Source organism: Limosilactobacillus agrestimuris (assembly GCF_943193105.1).
Classification (GTDB): domain Bacteria; phylum Bacillota; class Bacilli; order Lactobacillales; family Lactobacillaceae; genus Limosilactobacillus; species Limosilactobacillus agrestimuris.
In genome coordinates, this window is sequence record NZ_CALPCW010000010.1 from 1 (window position 1) to 16,587 (window position 16,587).

Annotated in this window: 12 protein-coding genes, 1 other RNA gene, 2 pseudogenes and 1 other annotated feature; of the genes and pseudogenes, 5 read left to right on the forward strand and 10 right to left on the reverse strand. The window is 39.0% G+C overall.

Annotated features, from left to right (window positions below; all coding sequences use genetic code 11):
• Positions 1-193 precede the first annotated feature (193 nt).
• From NFR46_RS06800 to NFR46_RS06835, 8 genes and pseudogenes are all read right to left on the reverse strand, one after another.
• A pseudogene (locus NFR46_RS06800) lies at positions 194-1,036 on the reverse strand (aldo/keto reductase).
• Positions 1,037-1,045: 9 nt separating this feature from the next.
• Positions 1,046-2,139: pseudogene (locus NFR46_RS06805) on the reverse strand (substrate-binding domain-containing protein).
• A gap of 89 nt (positions 2,140-2,228) precedes the next feature.
• The gene (locus tag NFR46_RS06810) at positions 2,229-2,714 is read right to left on the reverse strand and encodes a universal stress protein (RefSeq protein ID WP_251575869.1); all 486 of its coding nucleotides are present in this window, start codon (positions 2,712-2,714) and stop codon (positions 2,229-2,231) included.
• A gap of 71 nt (positions 2,715-2,785) precedes the next feature.
• On the reverse strand, positions 2,786-3,085 hold the full coding sequence (locus NFR46_RS06815) for a hypothetical protein (RefSeq protein ID WP_251575871.1): 300 nt from the start codon (positions 3,083-3,085) through the stop codon (positions 2,786-2,788).
• 86 nt (positions 3,086-3,171) lie between these two features.
• A non-coding RNA gene (ssrS, locus tag NFR46_RS06820) (6S RNA) lies at positions 3,172-3,359 on the reverse strand.
• A gap of 41 nt (positions 3,360-3,400) precedes the next feature.
• On the reverse strand, positions 3,401-4,678 hold the full coding sequence (locus NFR46_RS06825) for a replication-associated recombination protein A (protein WP_251576002.1): 1,278 nt from the start codon (positions 4,676-4,678) through the stop codon (positions 3,401-3,403).
• A gap of 23 nt (positions 4,679-4,701) precedes the next feature.
• A complete protein-coding gene (locus NFR46_RS06830; RefSeq protein ID WP_251575873.1) occupies positions 4,702-5,175 on the reverse strand; it encodes a YueI family protein in 474 nt (157 codons plus the stop codon).
• 99 nt (positions 5,176-5,274) lie between these two features.
• Complete coding sequence (locus NFR46_RS06835; protein ID WP_225209545.1) at positions 5,275-6,015, reverse strand: DUF6198 family protein; 741 nt, start codon at positions 6,013-6,015, stop codon at positions 5,275-5,277.
• Positions 6,016-6,249: 234 nt separating this feature from the next.
• On the opposite strand from NFR46_RS06835, the gene yaaA reads away from it, so the two are divergent.
• Positions 6,250-7,002, forward strand: a complete 753-nt coding sequence (gene yaaA, locus NFR46_RS06840; RefSeq protein WP_251575874.1) for a peroxide stress protein YaaA — start codon at positions 6,250-6,252, stop codon at positions 7,000-7,002.
• A gap of 671 nt (positions 7,003-7,673) precedes the next feature.
• Here the strand turns inward: yaaA and rpsD are convergent.
• Both rpsD and NFR46_RS06850 read right to left on the reverse strand, forming a co-directional pair.
• Complete coding sequence (gene rpsD, locus NFR46_RS06845; protein ID WP_191684257.1) at positions 7,674-8,279, reverse strand: 30S ribosomal protein S4; 606 nt, start codon at positions 8,277-8,279, stop codon at positions 7,674-7,676.
• A gap of 195 nt (positions 8,280-8,474) precedes the next feature.
• Positions 8,475-8,933 carry a GAF domain-containing protein gene (locus NFR46_RS06850; protein WP_251575876.1) on the reverse strand — a complete coding sequence of 153 codons (459 nt, stop codon included), beginning with the start codon at positions 8,931-8,933 and terminating at the stop codon, positions 8,475-8,477.
• A 136-nt stretch (positions 8,934-9,069) separates the two neighbouring features.
• Here NFR46_RS06850 and ezrA point away from each other — a divergent pair, with 136 nt between their 5' ends.
• The 4 genes from ezrA to NFR46_RS06870 all read left to right on the forward strand — a co-directional run bounded on the left by ezrA (position 9,070) and on the right by NFR46_RS06870 (position 16,322).
• Complete coding sequence (gene ezrA / locus NFR46_RS06855) at positions 9,070-10,767, forward strand: septation ring formation regulator EzrA (RefSeq protein ID WP_338146925.1); 1,698 nt, start codon at positions 9,070-9,072, stop codon at positions 10,765-10,767.
• Between the two features lie 175 nt (positions 10,768-10,942).
• Positions 10,943-12,091 (forward strand): cysteine desulfurase family protein, encoded by a 1,149-nt coding sequence (locus NFR46_RS06860; protein WP_251575881.1) that lies wholly within the window; start codon positions 10,943-10,945, stop codon positions 12,089-12,091.
• Between the two features lie 13 nt (positions 12,092-12,104).
• Positions 12,105-13,325: a tRNA uracil 4-sulfurtransferase ThiI gene (thiI, locus tag NFR46_RS06865; RefSeq protein ID WP_251575883.1), complete on the forward strand. Its 1,221-nt coding sequence runs from the start codon at positions 12,105-12,107 to the stop codon at positions 13,323-13,325.
• A gap of 49 nt (positions 13,326-13,374) precedes the next feature.
• Positions 13,375-13,598: a binding site (T-box leader), on the forward strand.
• A gap of 66 nt (positions 13,599-13,664) precedes the next feature.
• Positions 13,665-16,322, forward strand: coding sequence for a valine--tRNA ligase (locus NFR46_RS06870; protein ID WP_251575885.1), 2,658 nt, complete (start codon positions 13,665-13,667; stop codon positions 16,320-16,322).
• Positions 16,323-16,587 lie beyond the last annotated feature (265 nt).

A 16,587-nucleotide genomic window follows, 5' to 3' on the forward strand; every position in this document is an offset into this window, starting at 1 on the left:
GACTAATAAATATGTCCAAGACGCTCCAGTCAATTCAAAAGTGATTAAATTGTCGAACCGCCGTATACGGAACCGTACGTACGGTGGTGTGAGAGGTCGGTAATTGAACTAATCAATTATCTCCTACTCGATTACTGCACTATTTCATCTAAGTAATAATAGTTACGTTACAAACTTTTTATTGGATGGCATCCTAATATTTTAAATTATATTCGTAAACTAAGGCAGGTTCTTTACCAACCCGGGTGAAATCATGTAAGTCATTAATTGCATTCATTTCTTGCTCGCTAAGTTGGAAGTCATAGATGTCGATATTTTGTTTAATCCGTGCTTCGTGAGTCGACTTTGGAATGAAAGCAACCCCACTTTGCAGTTGCCAACGTAAAACGATTTGGGCTGGTGACTTTTGGTGCTTTTTAGCAAGCTTTTCTAAAAGGGGGGTATTAAGGATTGTTCCTCTTCCAAGGGGACTCCAGGCTTGGGTGACAATTTGGTGCTCACGATCGTATTTAATTAATGGAAGTTGGTTTAAACGGGGATGCCGTTCAATTTGGTTAACTACTGGCATTTCGTGAGCCTAAGTTGCTAAGTATTGAAGGTGGATCATCTGGTAATTACTGACACCGATTGAACGGGTAAGTCCTTCCTTCTTTAGTTCTTCTAGTGCAGCCCATGTGTCAAAGAAAGCTCGTTCAATTGGCCAGTGGATTAATAGCAGGTTAACATAGTCAAGTTGGAGTTTTTTAAGTGAATCCTTAACGGAAGCAATGGTTTGTTTATAGCCTTGGTTCGGCTCAGAAACCTTTGTAGTGATGAATAGTTCTTCACGGGGGAGGGCTAATTCTGTTAAGGCATTACCAATTTCTGCTTCATTTTTGTATAGTTATGCAGTATCGAAGAGGCGATATCCAGCATCATAGGCATACTTAATTGAAGAAGTGATGGTGCTTTGATCGGTAATTTTATACATTCCAAAACCCTCTTGAGGCATCGTTTGACCATCAGCGAGCGTTAAAAGATTAACTGGTTGTTTCATTATTAGTTATTACTCCTTTGATTGCAGTGGTGCAGTAGTAGTCGATTGACGTTTAATAATTTCAGGTGAATAATACTTAACTTTTTCGACTGTTTGACCATCAATCATCTTCAGGATCATCTTATCGGTATCTTCTCCTAACTTTCTTTTGGGGTGGACGGCGGTTGTTAAGCTTGGTGAGATGATTGCAGCCATACCATAGTTATCAAAGCCGACAACTGAAATATCTTCGGGAACACGAATACCATTTTTTTGTAAATGGCTAATTAACAGTGTGGCAAGTTGATCATTATAGCAGGCAATTGCGGTAATATTTGGATTTCCCTTAAGCATGAGATCTACCTTATCGACGATCCCTTCGATTGGATCACTGGATTGATACATAATTGTATTAGCTTTAGTGGTAGGAATTTCCTCATCCTGATAAGCCTTGATCATTCCAGACATCCGGTCAACTCCCTGCTGATCATTAATTTGAAAAACACCGAGGATGTTGGTATGCCCCAATTCGAAAAGGCAGCGAATTAAATCCTCTTCTGCTTCTTTATCACGAGTAAGAAGTGCAGGGAAGTTAAATCCTGGGTAAGTAGAGTGGAATAAGATCGTTGGAATTCGGTAGTTTTCAACCTGTTGGTAAAGATCAAGGTTTGGGTTAGGCATGGCGCTTTCTGTCGGCTCAATGATTAATCCAGCAATTTTTAGATCTAACATGTTTAAAATCGTTTGTCGTTCCCGTTCGTAATTATTGAGGGTGTTTCCAACAATTAATGAATAGCCCTTATCCGCAACGACACTATCAATTCCGGAAATGATTGAAGGGAAGATATAATCAGCCATGTGGGTACTGATTACACCGATAACTTTATTCTTTTCGATGTCAGTCCAGTCTTTTTTCCAATTTTGGACAAACATTCCGCCACCTTGAATCCGATAAATATAGTGTTCATTTTCAAGGTCACCAACGGCACGGCGAATCGTATAACGAGAAACATTGAAGCGTTTCATTAATTCGCTTTCGGTTGGTAGTTTAGCGTTAATTTGATATTTACCGTCAATAATTTGTTACGGAGAGTTTGTTTAACTGTTTCGTATTTCACTTCCAATGGCTGCTACTCCAATCTTTTCCTTATCTAAAATAAAAAGCCCTATAACTAATTTGATTATAGGACCAAAAACCGTTAAAGTGGTTAACTTATTTCTTCTTTTTGTCAATTTCAATTGGCTTGTTATCTAAGTTGGTCCGTACAACTAAAACATCACAGATAGCTGTTCGGGTAACAAATTCGGTAACAGAACCGATTAGGATTCGTTCAACGGCGTTTAAACCAGTGGCACCAATCATAATCAGATCAGCATTCATTTCCTTAGGTACATCACGGGCAATAATTGTCTTTGGTGCACCATATTCAATTGAGTAGTTGACATTCTTAACGCCCTTTTCCTTGGCGTAATCGATGTACTTATCAAGAGTCTTCTTTGCGGTTTCAGTAACTTGTTCAACCATTGAGCTATCAAAACTGGAAATGTTTTGGAATGCTCGAGTATCTACGACGTGTAGTAAGCGCAATTCTGTTTCTTCACCGTTCCGCTTAGCAACAGCAACAGCCTTCTTGAAAGCTAATTCAGCTTCTTCAGAACCATCTACTGGAACCAAAATATGTTTGTATTGTTGAGCCATATTGTGGTGCCTCCTTAATTATTTACTTCTATTATACACTGAAATAAAAATGACAGTAAAGCCTCAGGCGTCTAGTTTTTTCGTTGTCCAACTTGAAAATAACCCATTAGTGAGTAGGCCATTAACGTTTCACAGACACAACCAATTACCACCATGGTAACAATAAAGAGAATCGAATCTGTCCACGCCGCAATGATTGCGAGAATACCAATTATTAAAAGGATAATTCCCCATACTAGGAGTGCTTTTGAAAGTGCCGATTGCCGTTCGGGATGAAAAATCAGAAAGGGCTTGTGAAGATGGGTTAGGAAAAAGCAACCTTCATAAGCGGCAATTAAACCAAAAATGGTCATAAGGATAGCTAGTAACATGATTTAAACCTCATAATTTGTAATATTTAGAAAGAAAAAGGCCGGTAAAACATCAAAGTTTCCCGGCCCTTTAACTTATTATGTACGAAAACTCCGTTAGTGCCGTTAATTGTCATTCAGTGTTGACCTGTGTTTAAGACAGGTGGGACATGGTTGCTAGCTATTCAGTTACCAAGTGAAAAGGCATACTGGCCAACTAGCAAAACACTAGTCCCAATCTTATAAGACTGTAAGGCAAACCTGCGTTTAGACAACGCGTACACCACAGAATTTTCATTAATTATGTTAGCATGATCTGGTGTAATGATCAATCGATCAGTGATTTTGATGTTGTTGGTAGAGCCCCTTTTTCTGGGCATTTTTAAGTTGCCAGTATTGATTGCCAAGTGCTTGCTCAAAGCGACCATTTTTCTTTGGATGGAAGTAATGGGCATTTTTAATACGGTCTGGAAGGTATTGCTGGGCAACCCAGTCTTGCGGATAGTCGTGGGGAAAAAGATAATTATTTCCGTGCCCCAGTTTATGTGCACCCTTATAATGGGCATCTTTCAGGTGGTTAGGGACTTCGCCAACCCCACCTGCCTTTACTTGCTCAAGCGCACTGTCGATTGCACTGATCCCGGAATTTGATTTTGGTGAGAGGCATAACTCAATCACAACATCAGCTAAAGGAATTCGTGCCTCAGGGAGACCGATTTGTTGGGCTGCCTGGACAGCTGTCACAGCGCGTTGAACAGCGGGCATATTTGCCAAGCCAATATCCTCATAAGCAATCACGATTAGGCGTCGGCAAATACTAATTAAGTCACCTGCTTCAATTAATCGCGCAAGGTAATGTAAGGCTGCGTCGGTATCTGATCCTCGAATTGACTTTTGAAAAGCAGAGATAACGTCGTAGTGAGCATCACCATCCCGATCACTGTTAATTATTTTCTTCTGGACACTTTCTTCAATTACAGAAAGGGTAAGGTGAATGATTCCGTCTTCATTTGGGTCAGTTGATTTTGCCGCTAGTTCTAGACCGTTTAAGGCACTTCGGAGATCACCATTTGTTGCAGTTAAGAGGTGCTCTTCAGCATCTGAATCTAATTTAATGGGCATTTTACCCAAGCCACGTTCTGAATCAGTGAGGGCTCGTTTAACGGCGATTTTCATCTCATCAATACTTAAAGGATGAACCGGAAAAATTTGGGTACGACTCCGGATGGCAGGATTAATACTAATATAGGGATTTTCGGTCGTTGCGCCGATTAAAATAATTCGGCCACTTTCTAAGTGAGGAAGTAAGAAATCCTGTTTGCTTTTATCCAAACGATGGATTTCATCAAGCAAAAGGATTACGGTACCACTCATTTTTGCTTCTTCGGCAACAATCTGCAGATCCTTTTTGGTATCTGTGGCTGCGTTAAGTTTACGAAAAGCATACTTAGTTGAACCAGCAATTGCACTCGCAATACTAGTTTTTCCGGTCCCTGGCGGCCCATAAAGGATAAGAGAAGAGAGCATCTTGGCCTTTACCATCCGGGAAATGATTTTACCAGGGCCCACAAGGTGTTGTTGGCCGACAACTTCATTAAGGTTTCGTGGCCGCATTCGATATGCTAGAGGCTGCAAAGTTATTCTTCCTTCCTATCAAATAATTTTTCCCAAAAATGCTTTTTCTTCGGTGTGTGAATTTGGGGAGACTGCTTGGTAATATCAGGGTACCGTTTTTGAACATCAACTGGTGACTGGTAAACAGCAGTTTTGGCTGCTACGACAACTGCTAATGAATCATGAGTAGTTCGAAATTCTGGTTCAGTTTTTAAGGTAAAGTTAGCATTGGCCTCAGTAGCAACCTTAATGTAATTTCGGAGTTCTGAATGGGGAAGGTTACCGTTTAAAAAAACTTGATTGCCGATTCCGCGTTCTAGTTCCTTAGCAACCGCAAAGGACCAATCACGTTCTTCAAGTTCAGTAATACTGATTGTTAAACAGACTCGTTCGCGAAAGGTACCGAGGTATTTTCGTTGCTCATCTGGTTTGATTTTCGGGGTTCCATAGATTGCGTTATCGATTCGTTGTTCCATTGCGGATTTATCTTCTGCCATAGCACTAACCTCCCATTAATGTTTTTACTATTATACCAATAATAATTAATTGGAGATATATAAAGCCCCTTAGCAGTGAACCTGCTAGGGAGCGAAATATTAATTACCAATATCCAATGCTTGGTGCTTTAACTTAGGGAAGATCTTCTTGTCAGCCCAACCAGTAATTGCTCCTTGAAAAGCAAGGGCAAATAAGGTACCAAGACCAAAGTTATAGATTCCGCCTTGCATGAAGGCTGCAATGATTGCCATGATTGTAGGTGGAATGTATGATAACCACATTGCTATTGTTGCATTCCCCTTGCAGTAACGGAAACGAATAATTTGGAAAAGATCGTCTGCTGGATGAAGAACAAGGTTAGCCCGTTGGTAAATAGAAATAGCTGTTCCAATGAAGGCAACCCCTAAGAAGTTAATAAATACGTAGAGGATAATCATTGGAAGAGTAGTGGCATCGGGCATAATCCGGTTGAAAATATTTGAGAACCATTGGATAAATAGTGAAAATGGCAGCATAAAAATAAAGTTACCACCAATTCGCCGCCAATCCCACTTGTGCATCAAAATAGCATTTAAAACGGATGTAAGCATCCCGAGAACCATAAATGCCCAGAAAAGGGTTGTTGGTTTATTACCTAAAACAGCAATCCCTAAGTTGTTTTCAGCAGCGGTCCAGTATGCTGAACCTAGAAACTGAGGGTGAATATGGGAACTGGTTACTAGAGTTAAAACATTTCCCATTGAATTAATTACAATTGAAAAAGCAAAGAAAGCCCAACTTGCAGCCAAAGAAATTGTTCGTTCTTGGACTTTTCCTTGTGTTGGAACATCGTCGTTCATTATTATCCTCCCTTAATGAGTTAACTTACAGTCGTGAAGCTGTTCACGATCTTTACGAAAAGTAAATTTACAACCGTCTGTAAGGGTTGTCAATAGCGTAATAGCGATATATTAAAACTATATAAATATTTTTATGATATTATATATTAACCGGTTGACATATAAGTGATTTTAAACACAAAAATTGCAAATTAAAAAAATTTCAGTTATTTTGATTAGGAGGAGGGAAAGACAATGAAAATTATTATTTCACCAGCAAGAATAATGAAAAGCGATCTAGATTCTTTGCCATATTCTGGCCTTCCCAAGTACTTGGAGCAAAGTAAAGAAATATTAAGTTGGTTAAGAACACGTAATTATGATCAATTGCACCAATTATGGTGGAATTGTAGTGAACGTTTAGCGCAAGTAAATTACCAACGAATTAAAGGGATGAATCTTACCACAAATTTAACTCCAGCAATTCTAGCTTTTCAGGGGCTGCAGTACCAATATATTGGTGCAGGAGTGATGACTGAGCAGCAGTTAAAATACCTTCAAGAACATTTGCGGATTTTATCAGGATTTTATGGAATTTTAAGACCGTTTGATGGGATTACTTTATATCGTCTTGGGATGGGGGATAAGGCAACCGTTAACCATACTAAAAGCCTATATGAATTTTGGGGTGACCGATTATACCAAGCTCTTTTTAAAGATAATCATTTAGTGGTTAATTTGGCTTCAAATGAATATAGCAAAGCAATTCGTCCTTTTTTAAAGAGTAACGATAAGATGATTACCTGTGTTTTTGGTGAAATGGTTGATGGCAAGATCAAGCAAAAAGCGACTTTAGCAAAGATGGCTCGTGGAAATATGGTCCGGTTTTTAACGGAGATTGGTGCTGAAAAAGTAACTGATCTGAAGAAATTTTCTACTGGTGGATATAGGTTCAGGACTGATCTTTCTACAGAAGATACATTTTATTTTGAATTAGTTAAGGCGTAAATAAAAAGGCTCTAGAAACTTCTTAGTGGTTTCTAGAGCCTAAGCTTTTAATTAATTAAAAGTGTTTGCGTAATACAATATTCTGTGGGAAGGAAAGTGGTTGGGTAAAATATTAAGCTTAAAATTTTCACTAGTGACAAAACTTAACTTTTAAATTTTATTAGCCTTATGATCGACTAAGTTTACATTAATCAATTCCTGAACATCATATTTTATAAGTTAAACCAACAAATGATTTATTGAATTTTTAGAAGTGAGAAAGTAGGAGAGTAGCACTTCTAAGTGACTAGTATTCAATTATTCATCTGGCGAAAATGGTCTTAAACATTTAGTATCTTGTTACAACATAGTTTAGTAAAAGATACACATATCTGAAGCTTTAACCTAAGGAGTCCCTTCTGTTATCACTATTGTCATTAGCAAATAGGGTAGGTATATTTAAAGGTGGATATAAGGGACTCATAGATAAATGAGTTAGACTAATAGCCTATTAATTGGTTAAACATAAATAATAATTATCATTTACTGTTATTAATGTATAATATTTTTAATCATTTAGCAAATAAAACGACACAAAATATTACTTTTCTACTATCAATTGATAATTGGTTTAAACAAAAAAAGGAACCGGAAATTCCGGTTCCTTTTTTGTAACAAGTAATAGTTAAATATTACTTGTTGTAGAATTCAACGATAAGTGATTCGTCGATATCAGCATCCATGTCTTCACGAGCAGGGATACGGTTTAACTTACCTTCAAGCTTATCAGCGTCGAAATCAACGTATGATGGACGAGAAACAACTGCTTCAACAGCGTTCTTAATAACATCAAGGTTCTTTGACTTATCACGAACAGCGATAACTTGATCAACGTCAACTTCGTATGAAGGAATGTCAACGCGCTTACCATCAACTGTGATGTGACCGTGGTTAACCAATTGACGAGCTTGACGACGAGTAGTAGCCAAACCAAGACGGTAAACCATGTTGTCAAGACGACGTTCAAGTAAGGCCATGAAGTTAGCACCGTGAGTACCTTCCTTGATCTTACCGGCACGTACGAAAAGATTTGAGAATTGACGTTCAGTCATTCCGTACATGAAACGAAGCTTTTGCTTTTCACGAAGTTGAGTACCGTATTCGGAAAGCTTACCATGACGGTCACGACCGTGATCACCAGGAGCGTAAGCCCGACGAGCTAATTCCTTACCAGTACCTGAAAGTGAAACACCTAAACGGCGTGAAAGACGCCAACTAGGACCTGTATAACGTGACATAAATAAAATCCTCCAATATTTTTGTTGGAGTAAAATAATCCGATGTGAGATTGGCATTCGTGCAGGCTGATTTGAATCTTTCACCCTTGCAGCTGGGTTACTAAAAACACCTTTTGGGCACCAGTCTGTTGACGAGCTTGCCCCTCACTGCTGCATTATTTTACACAAAAACTAATATACAACAGCTTACCCTACTTAGTCAATAGTGGACATAAGACGCTTAGCAAATTCGTTCATTTGATCAGCAAATGATTGATTAAAACGACTAAGAATTGGTGCATCAAGGTCAAGAACACCGTAAAGTGAACCATCTTCTTTTAGCATCGGGACGACAAGTTCTGATTTAGCTGCGCTATCACAAGCAATGTATGAAGCAAATTTAGAGACGTCATCGACAATTTGCGTTTTCTTAGTTGATGCTGCAACTCCACAAACTCCCTTACCAAGTTCAATGTGCATGCATGCAACTTTTCCTTGAAATGGTCCAAGATCAAGTTGGTTACTTTGGGAATTGTAAAGATAAAAGCCTGTCCAGTTTAAGTCAGGTACACTTTCGTTAATTAGTGCACTGGCGTTTGCTAGGTTTGCAATCGCTGAGTGTTCATCAGTTAAAAGTGCTGAAATTTGTTCGTTCAATAGTGAAAGCTCTGTCATGTTCAATCCTTCTTTCTTCTAAATAAGTATTAAATTGATCCCAGTAATGGTGACTCATTATGGTATAATTTTCATAGAATTTTAGAGCCTTTATGGAAACTTTGTCAATGATGGCTTAAAGATGTAGGTGGATAAATTGGTTTTTCAAATAATAATTGGGATTTTAATTGTTCTTGCAATTATCCTAGCTGGCTTATATTACTACCAAAAGCGGGTTATTCGGCAATATGAGCAAGTGAACATACAGCTTAAAAAAATAAGTGATATGAAGATTGATCAACAGTTCGAAAAGGTTGATCAACTTAGTGTTACTGGTGATTCACAGGAACAATTGAAGAAACTAAAAAAAGAGTTTAAAGAGAAAATTGTTCCACAAGAAAAGAAACTTGCGGATCAGTTGAAGGCGGCTAAGTCATTGATTCATACAAGCAAGTTCTTTACTCTTTCTGGTAAATTGAATGATTTAAGTACGGCAATTCAGAATTTAAGTGACCAGTGCTTGCATGTTAAATCGGCACTTCACCATCTAGAAGAACTTCATCGGGCACATAAGCAAGCAATTGATCAGATTAAACAACGTTATCGTCATTTTCACCATTTCCTTGATGAAAAGAGTTTTGAGTATGGCGACAGCATTAAGGTATTGAATAATCAGCTTGATGATCTCGAACAACGGTATGATCAGTTCACTAAGCTTAGCCGATCTGGTGACTATGATGCCGCTCAACAGGTTTTAACTGATTTAAAGAAAGAAAACCAACATTTAGCTGAACTGATTGACCAAGTTCCAAAACTTTATAAGCCACTAATCGCTGAATTCCCGACTCAGTTGGATGAGTTAGCAAGTGGTTATAAACAATTGGCAAGCCAAAATTACCGTTTTACTACTGATAATATTCCGGGAAAGATTAATCAGCTTCGTCAATTATGTCAGGAAAATCTGGAACAAATCAATCGACTTGAGCTGGATGGAGTTGAAAACTCAAATAAGGATATTGCTGATCGAATTGATGATTTATATGCGACGATGCAAAGTGAAATTGATGCACAACCACAAGTTAAACATTTGATGGGTGTTTTAGGTGAATTCATCACGCACGCGGCAAGACAAAATAATGAATTAACCGCTGAATTGGATCGTCTTAGTATTAACTACACATTAAATAATCATGAAATTGAAACGGCCCGATCATTGAATGAACAAATTATTAATATTAAGAAAGAATATGAAGATGATCGAGAAGCTATCGAGAACCATACTGCAATTTATAGTCAGGTACTTGCTCGGCAAAGTAAGAATGATCAGTCATTAACTGAAATTGAAAAGCAGCAGGCAAAAATTAATGATGAAGTTGCTAAGTTGCAGGGAGATCAACAACAGGCCGAGCAAATGTTGCAAAAATATTCAACCAGATTAAGAACCACCAGGCGACAAGTTGAACGACTAAACTTACCTGGCTTGCCAAAAGATTACCTGAACTACTTCTTTGGTGTAAGTGATGAAATCAAACGCTTAGCTGATGAGTTACAAAAATACAAGGTTAATATGGATGAAGTAACTAAGCAATTAATTATCGTTGAATCTGATCTGGAAACCCTTGGTGAAAAGACCAGTGATATTCATGATAGTGTTGAATTAACTGAGCGGCTTCAACAATATGCAAACCGCTTTAGTGATAACCAAAAGATTGTCACTGCGGCGGCAAAGTCACAAGAAGAATTTAATAAATTTAATTACACCGCTAGTTTAGAGACAATTGCTACGGCATTAGAAGAAGCCGAACCAGGTAGCTATAAGCGAATTGAGGATAGCTACTATCACGAAAAACAATAATTAGTAGCATGAAACGCAGATCTTTTGTCCCCCAATAGACAAAAGATCTGCGTTTTTAATTATTATCTGTTATAATTAAAAATCGGTTTAATGGCGTCGCAACCAAATATCTATCCAATTTTAGCGCATTGATAAAATTTATAATCAAGCTTTGTTTGATGAAAGGAAAATAAGCATGATCTATTTTGATAATAGTGCGACAACTCAGGTAGCAACTGAAGTTCTCCAAACCTATAACACGGTTAGCCAAAAAATTTGGGGTAATCCAAGCAGTCTTCATAATTTTGGAGAAGAAGCTTGGAATTTATTGGAACAAGCACGGCAACAAATTGCTGACTTATTCCACGTTAAACCTGGTGAAATTATTTTTACCAGTGGTGGCTCTGAAGGAGACAATTGGGTAGTCAAGGGAACTGCGATGGCTAAACAACGATTCGGTAAGCATATCATTACTACTTCCGTTGAGCATGCAGCCGTGCGGAACCCGGCTGAACAGTTAAAAGAGCTTGGCTTTGATGTGACCTATCTTCCGGTTGATAAGGAAGGACGGATTAATCCGGCTGACTTAAAGGCGGCAATTCGTCCTGACACAATTTTGGTTTCAATTATGGCAGTTAATAATGAAATTGGGACAATTCAACCAATTAAAGAAGTTGGTGAAATCTTGAAGGATTATCCTAATATTCACTTCCATGTTGATGCAGTTCAAGCAATTGGTAAGGGACTCGATGATATTGTTTTCAGTGATCGTGTTGACTTTGCAACCTTTTCTGGACATAAATTCCATGCACCACGGGGAACTGGATTTGTCTATGTTAAGGCTGGCCGGAAAATTGCACCATTAGTTGCTGGTGGGGGACAAGAACGTAGCCTTAGAAGTGGAACGGAAAATACTCCTGGTGATGTCGCAATGGCACGGGCAATTCGTTTGGTCAAAGAAGGCGAAGATGCTGCTGTTAAGCGGGAACAAGCGATTAAGGAACGAATTTATGATCACATTAAGCAATTCGATCACGTGAAGATCTTTTCCGGACGCGATCAAGGCTTTGCTTCCCATGTACTTTGCTTTGCAATTGTAGGTGTTCGTGGTGAGACAATTGTTCATGCATTTGAGGATCAGGGAATTTATATTTCTACTACTAGTGCTTGCTCATCAAAGAAGCATGCTGAAGCAGGAACTCTTGCTGCAATGAAAGTTCCTGAAAAGGAAGCAACTAGTGCAGTTCGGATCAGCTTAGGTGATCAAAATACGCTTGAAGAAGCAGATAAGTTTAACGAAACCTTTGATAAACTTTATGCAGGCTTTAAGAAAATTATTGAATAAGGAGGGAAAATTAGTGGATTACACTGAAATTATGGTTCGTTATGGTGAGTTATCGACCAAGGGCCATAACAAGAAAAACTTTATTGACCGTCTTGGTGCGAATGTGCGAAAAGCCCTTCACCACTTTGATCAAGTTAAAGTGCATGCTCAACGTGACCGGCTTCACGTTGAATTAAATGGGGCTGACTACAACCAAGTGATGGACCGGTTACAAGACGTTTTTGGAATTCAAAACTTTTCACCATCCATTAGGGTCGAAAAGACGTTTGAGGCGACCGCTAAGGCTGCTGAACAAATGATTCGTGAACAAGTTAAGAAGCCGATCACGTTTAAGATTAATACCCGACGTTCAGACCATAAGTTTCCAATTGATACGTTTGAAATGAATGATCAGCTTGGTGGTTACCTCTTAAAAAAGTTCCCGGACTTGTTGAAGGTGGATGTCCATAATCCTGATTTAACTCTTCGGGTAGAAATTCGTTTAAACGGGATTTTCCTTTCAAGCGAAACGATTGATGGTGCTGGTGGCCTCCCAGTTGGAACTGCTGGTAAGGGAATGATGATGCTCTCTGGTGGAATTGATTCACCAGTCGCAGCATACTTAGGAATGAAGCGTGGCGTTTCCATGGAAATGGTCCACTTCTTTAGTCCTCCATACACTAGTCCTCAGGCCCTAGCTAAGGCAAAGCAACTAACGAGTAAACTCGCTCGTTATAGTGGTAGTATCCGTTTTATCCAAGTTCCGTTTGCTGAAATTCAAGAAATCGTTAAGGAAAAGATTCCTGAAGGTTACTTGATGACAGTCCAACGACGGATGATGTTACGGTTAGCGGCAGCAATTACAATGAAGCGTCATGGCCTTGCGATCTTTAACGGTGAATCTTTAGGGCAGGTAGCCTCTCAAACAATGGAAAGTATGTTAGTAATTAATGATGTTACTAATCTTCCGGTATTACGACCGGTTCTTTCCTACGATAAGACAGAGATTATTGATGTGGCAAAAAAGATTGATACGTATGATCTTTCGATTTTACCGTATGAAGATTGCTGTACTGTCTTTACACCACCTTCGCCAAAGACTAAACCAAATCTTGAAAAGGCGCGGAAATATGAAGAACGGTTGGACATTGATGGTCTCCTCAAACGGGCCCTTGATGGAATTGAAATTACGGAAATTCATTCTGGTGAAGACTTCTTAAACCAAAATGAGGATGTTTTTGCAGAACTTCTTTAAACTTCTGCTTGACGATGGTTTTTAAATTGGCTATCATTACAAATAAATAGTAAATGCGTTGATCAAAAGAGTAGCTAGTTGTTTTCTTAACAGAGAGGGAATAATTGATGGGATATTCCTAGAAGACAGTTAGCAAAAGTAGTTTGGTAGCACTCTAGCTGAACTAGTAGTAAGCTAGAACGGTTCATTTTACCGTTATAAAATGAATGAGTGAGGTTATACTCGATGGTAGTGTAACCTAAAATAGGTGGTACCGCGGAACTCGTCCTATCTTTTAGGACGGGTTCTTTTTTTCAGCGTAAAATACTTGATAATTAATTACTTAGAGGAGGACTCTCAATGAGTACTGATAAGGAAATGTCCACTAAGTATGACCCAACAGCTGTTGAAGCTGGTCGTTATCAATGGTGGATTGATCAAGGCTTGTTTAAGCCTAGCGGAGATAAAAAGACACACCCATATTCAATTGTTATTCCACCGCCGAATGTTACAGGGAAGCTTCACCTCGGACATGCTTGGGATACGACATTACAAGATATGATTATCCGGCAAAAGCGGATGCAGGGTTATGATGTACTCTGGCTTCCGGGAATGGATCATGCCGGCATTGCTACCCAAGCAAAGGTTGAAGCTCGGTTGCGGAAACAAGGAATTTCTCGTTACGACTTAGGTCGGGAAAAGTTTGTCCAACAAGTTTGGGACTGGAAAGATGAATATGCTGATATCATTCATAAGCAATGGGCCAAAATGGGGATTTCTGTTGATTATGATCGCGAACGATTTACCCTTGACAAGGGGTTAAACGAAGCAGTTCGGAAAGTCTTTGTTGATCTTTACAATAAGGGCTTAATTTACCGGGGAACTTACATTATTAACTGGGATCCACAAGCACGGACAGCATTATCAGATATCGAAGTTATCCATAAGGACGACAAAGGTGCCTTTTACCATGTTAAGTATCCATTTACTGATGGGACAAAGTTTAATGGGAAAGACTACATTGAGATTGCAACAACCCGTCCAGAAACCATGTTTGGGGATGAAGCAGTTGCTGTTAACCCACATGATGAACGTTACAAGGATCTAGTTGGTAAGCATGTTCGAGTACCGTTAGTCGATCGGGAAATCGAAATCATTGCGGATGATTACGTTACTCCTGACTTTGGTACTGGGATGGTAAAGATTACACCAGCCCATGATCCAAACGACTTTAAGGTTGGTAAGCGTCATAATCTTCCTGAATTAAATACAATGAACGAAGACGCCTCGATGAATGAAAATGCCGGGAAGTACGAAGGAATGGACCGGTTTGAAGCACGAAAGGCAATGGTAAAGGACCTCGAAGATCAGGGTTACATGCTTAAAGTTGCCCCAATTATTCACTCAGTTGGTCACTCTGAACGGACTGGTGTTCAAGTTGAAGCACGGCTTTCAACTCAATGGTTTGTCAAGATGAAGCCATTAGCAGAAGCTGCATTGAAGAATCAGGAAACTGATGATCGGGTTAACTTTATTCCTGGCCGGTTTGAACATACCTTTACTCAATGGATGGAAAATATTCATGATTGGGTTATTTCCCGTCAATTATGGTGGGGACACCGGATTCCAGCCTGGTATAACAAGAAGACTGGTGAAGTTTATGTTGGCATGGAAGCACCTAAGGATGCAGAAAATTGGGAACAAGACAAGGATGTCCTTGATACTTGGTTCTCTAGTGCTCTTTGGCCATTTTCAACAATGGGCTGGCCAGATACAGACTCTGCCGACTTTAAGCGTTACTTCCCAACTAATACTTTAGTAACTGGTTATGACATTATCTTCTTCTGGGTTTCCCGGATGATCTTCCAGTCACTTGAATTTACTGGGAAAGCACCATTTAAGAATGTCCTCCTTCACGGGTTGATTCGTGACGAACAAGGACGGAAGATGAGTAAGTCTCTTGGTAACGGGATTGATCCAATGGACGTAATCAAGAAGTACGGTGTTGACGCATTGCGGTGGTTCTTGATTACCGGTTCTACTCCAGGACAAGATATTCGCTTCAGTTACACGAAGATGGATGCTGCCTGGAACTTCATCAACAAGATCTGGAATGCCAGTCGTTACGTTATTATGAACCTTGGTGATATGCCGGCACCAGTTCTTCCTGATAAGAGCAAGTGGGACCTTGCTGATCGGTGGATCCTAAGTCGCTTAAACGCTACTGTTAAACAAGTTAACGCCCAATTTGAAAAGTTTGAATTTGGTGAAGCTGGTCGTGCTTTGTACAACTTCATTTGGAATGATTTCTGTGACTGGTACATTGAAATGACCAAGGAAAAGCTAAACAATGGTTCTGAAGAGGAAAAAGCTAACACTAAGAATATCTTGGGTTATGTTCTTGACCAGATCTTGAAGTTAATGCACCCAATTATGCCATTTGTTACCGAAAAGCTTTGGCAATCAATGCCTCATGATGGGAAGTCAATTATGGTTGCCAAATACCCAGTTGCCCATGATGAATTTGATGACAATGCTGCCACTGAACAGATGAACCACTTGATCGAATTAATTACTGCTGTTCGGAATATTCGGAACCAAGCAAATGCACCAATGTCAAAACCAGTGGATTTGATTATCAAGGTCGAAAACGAACACTTGGCAGAAATCTTCAAGGAAAACAAGGATTACATTGATCGCTTCTGTCATCCAGAAAAGCTGATTATTGGTACTGATGTTGAAACACCTAAGCTTGCCTTGTCTGGAATTTTAACTGGGGCTGAAGTTGATATTCCAATGGCAGAATTAGTTGATTTAGATGAAGAACGAGCACGGATGAAGAAAGAAATTGCCAACCTTGAAAAGGAAGTTCAACGTTCTACAAAGAAGTTAGGAAACGAAAACTTTGTTAAGAATGCTCCAGAAAAGGTTGTTGAAGAGGAACGGACTAAGGCTAAGGATTGGCAACAAAAGCTTGATGCTGCTAAGGATCGCTTGGCTTCGCTTCAGGATGCTTAATATTTAGATCTTCTTTAATAAACGAAAAAGAAAAACGTGTATGATGAGAAATTCATTTATACACGTTTTTTATTTATGCTTTTTATGAATTATATATCATTTGATAAGACGGAAAATTCAAATATAACAAGCATTTAGATTCGAAAAAAGATTGAAATAATTATTAATAAAAATTGTAATTGTTTATCAACAGTATTATTATTAAAGATGAATGAAACGCGGTAACGGTTTCACGTATACTACTTTTTTTCGGAGGGAGGCCTTT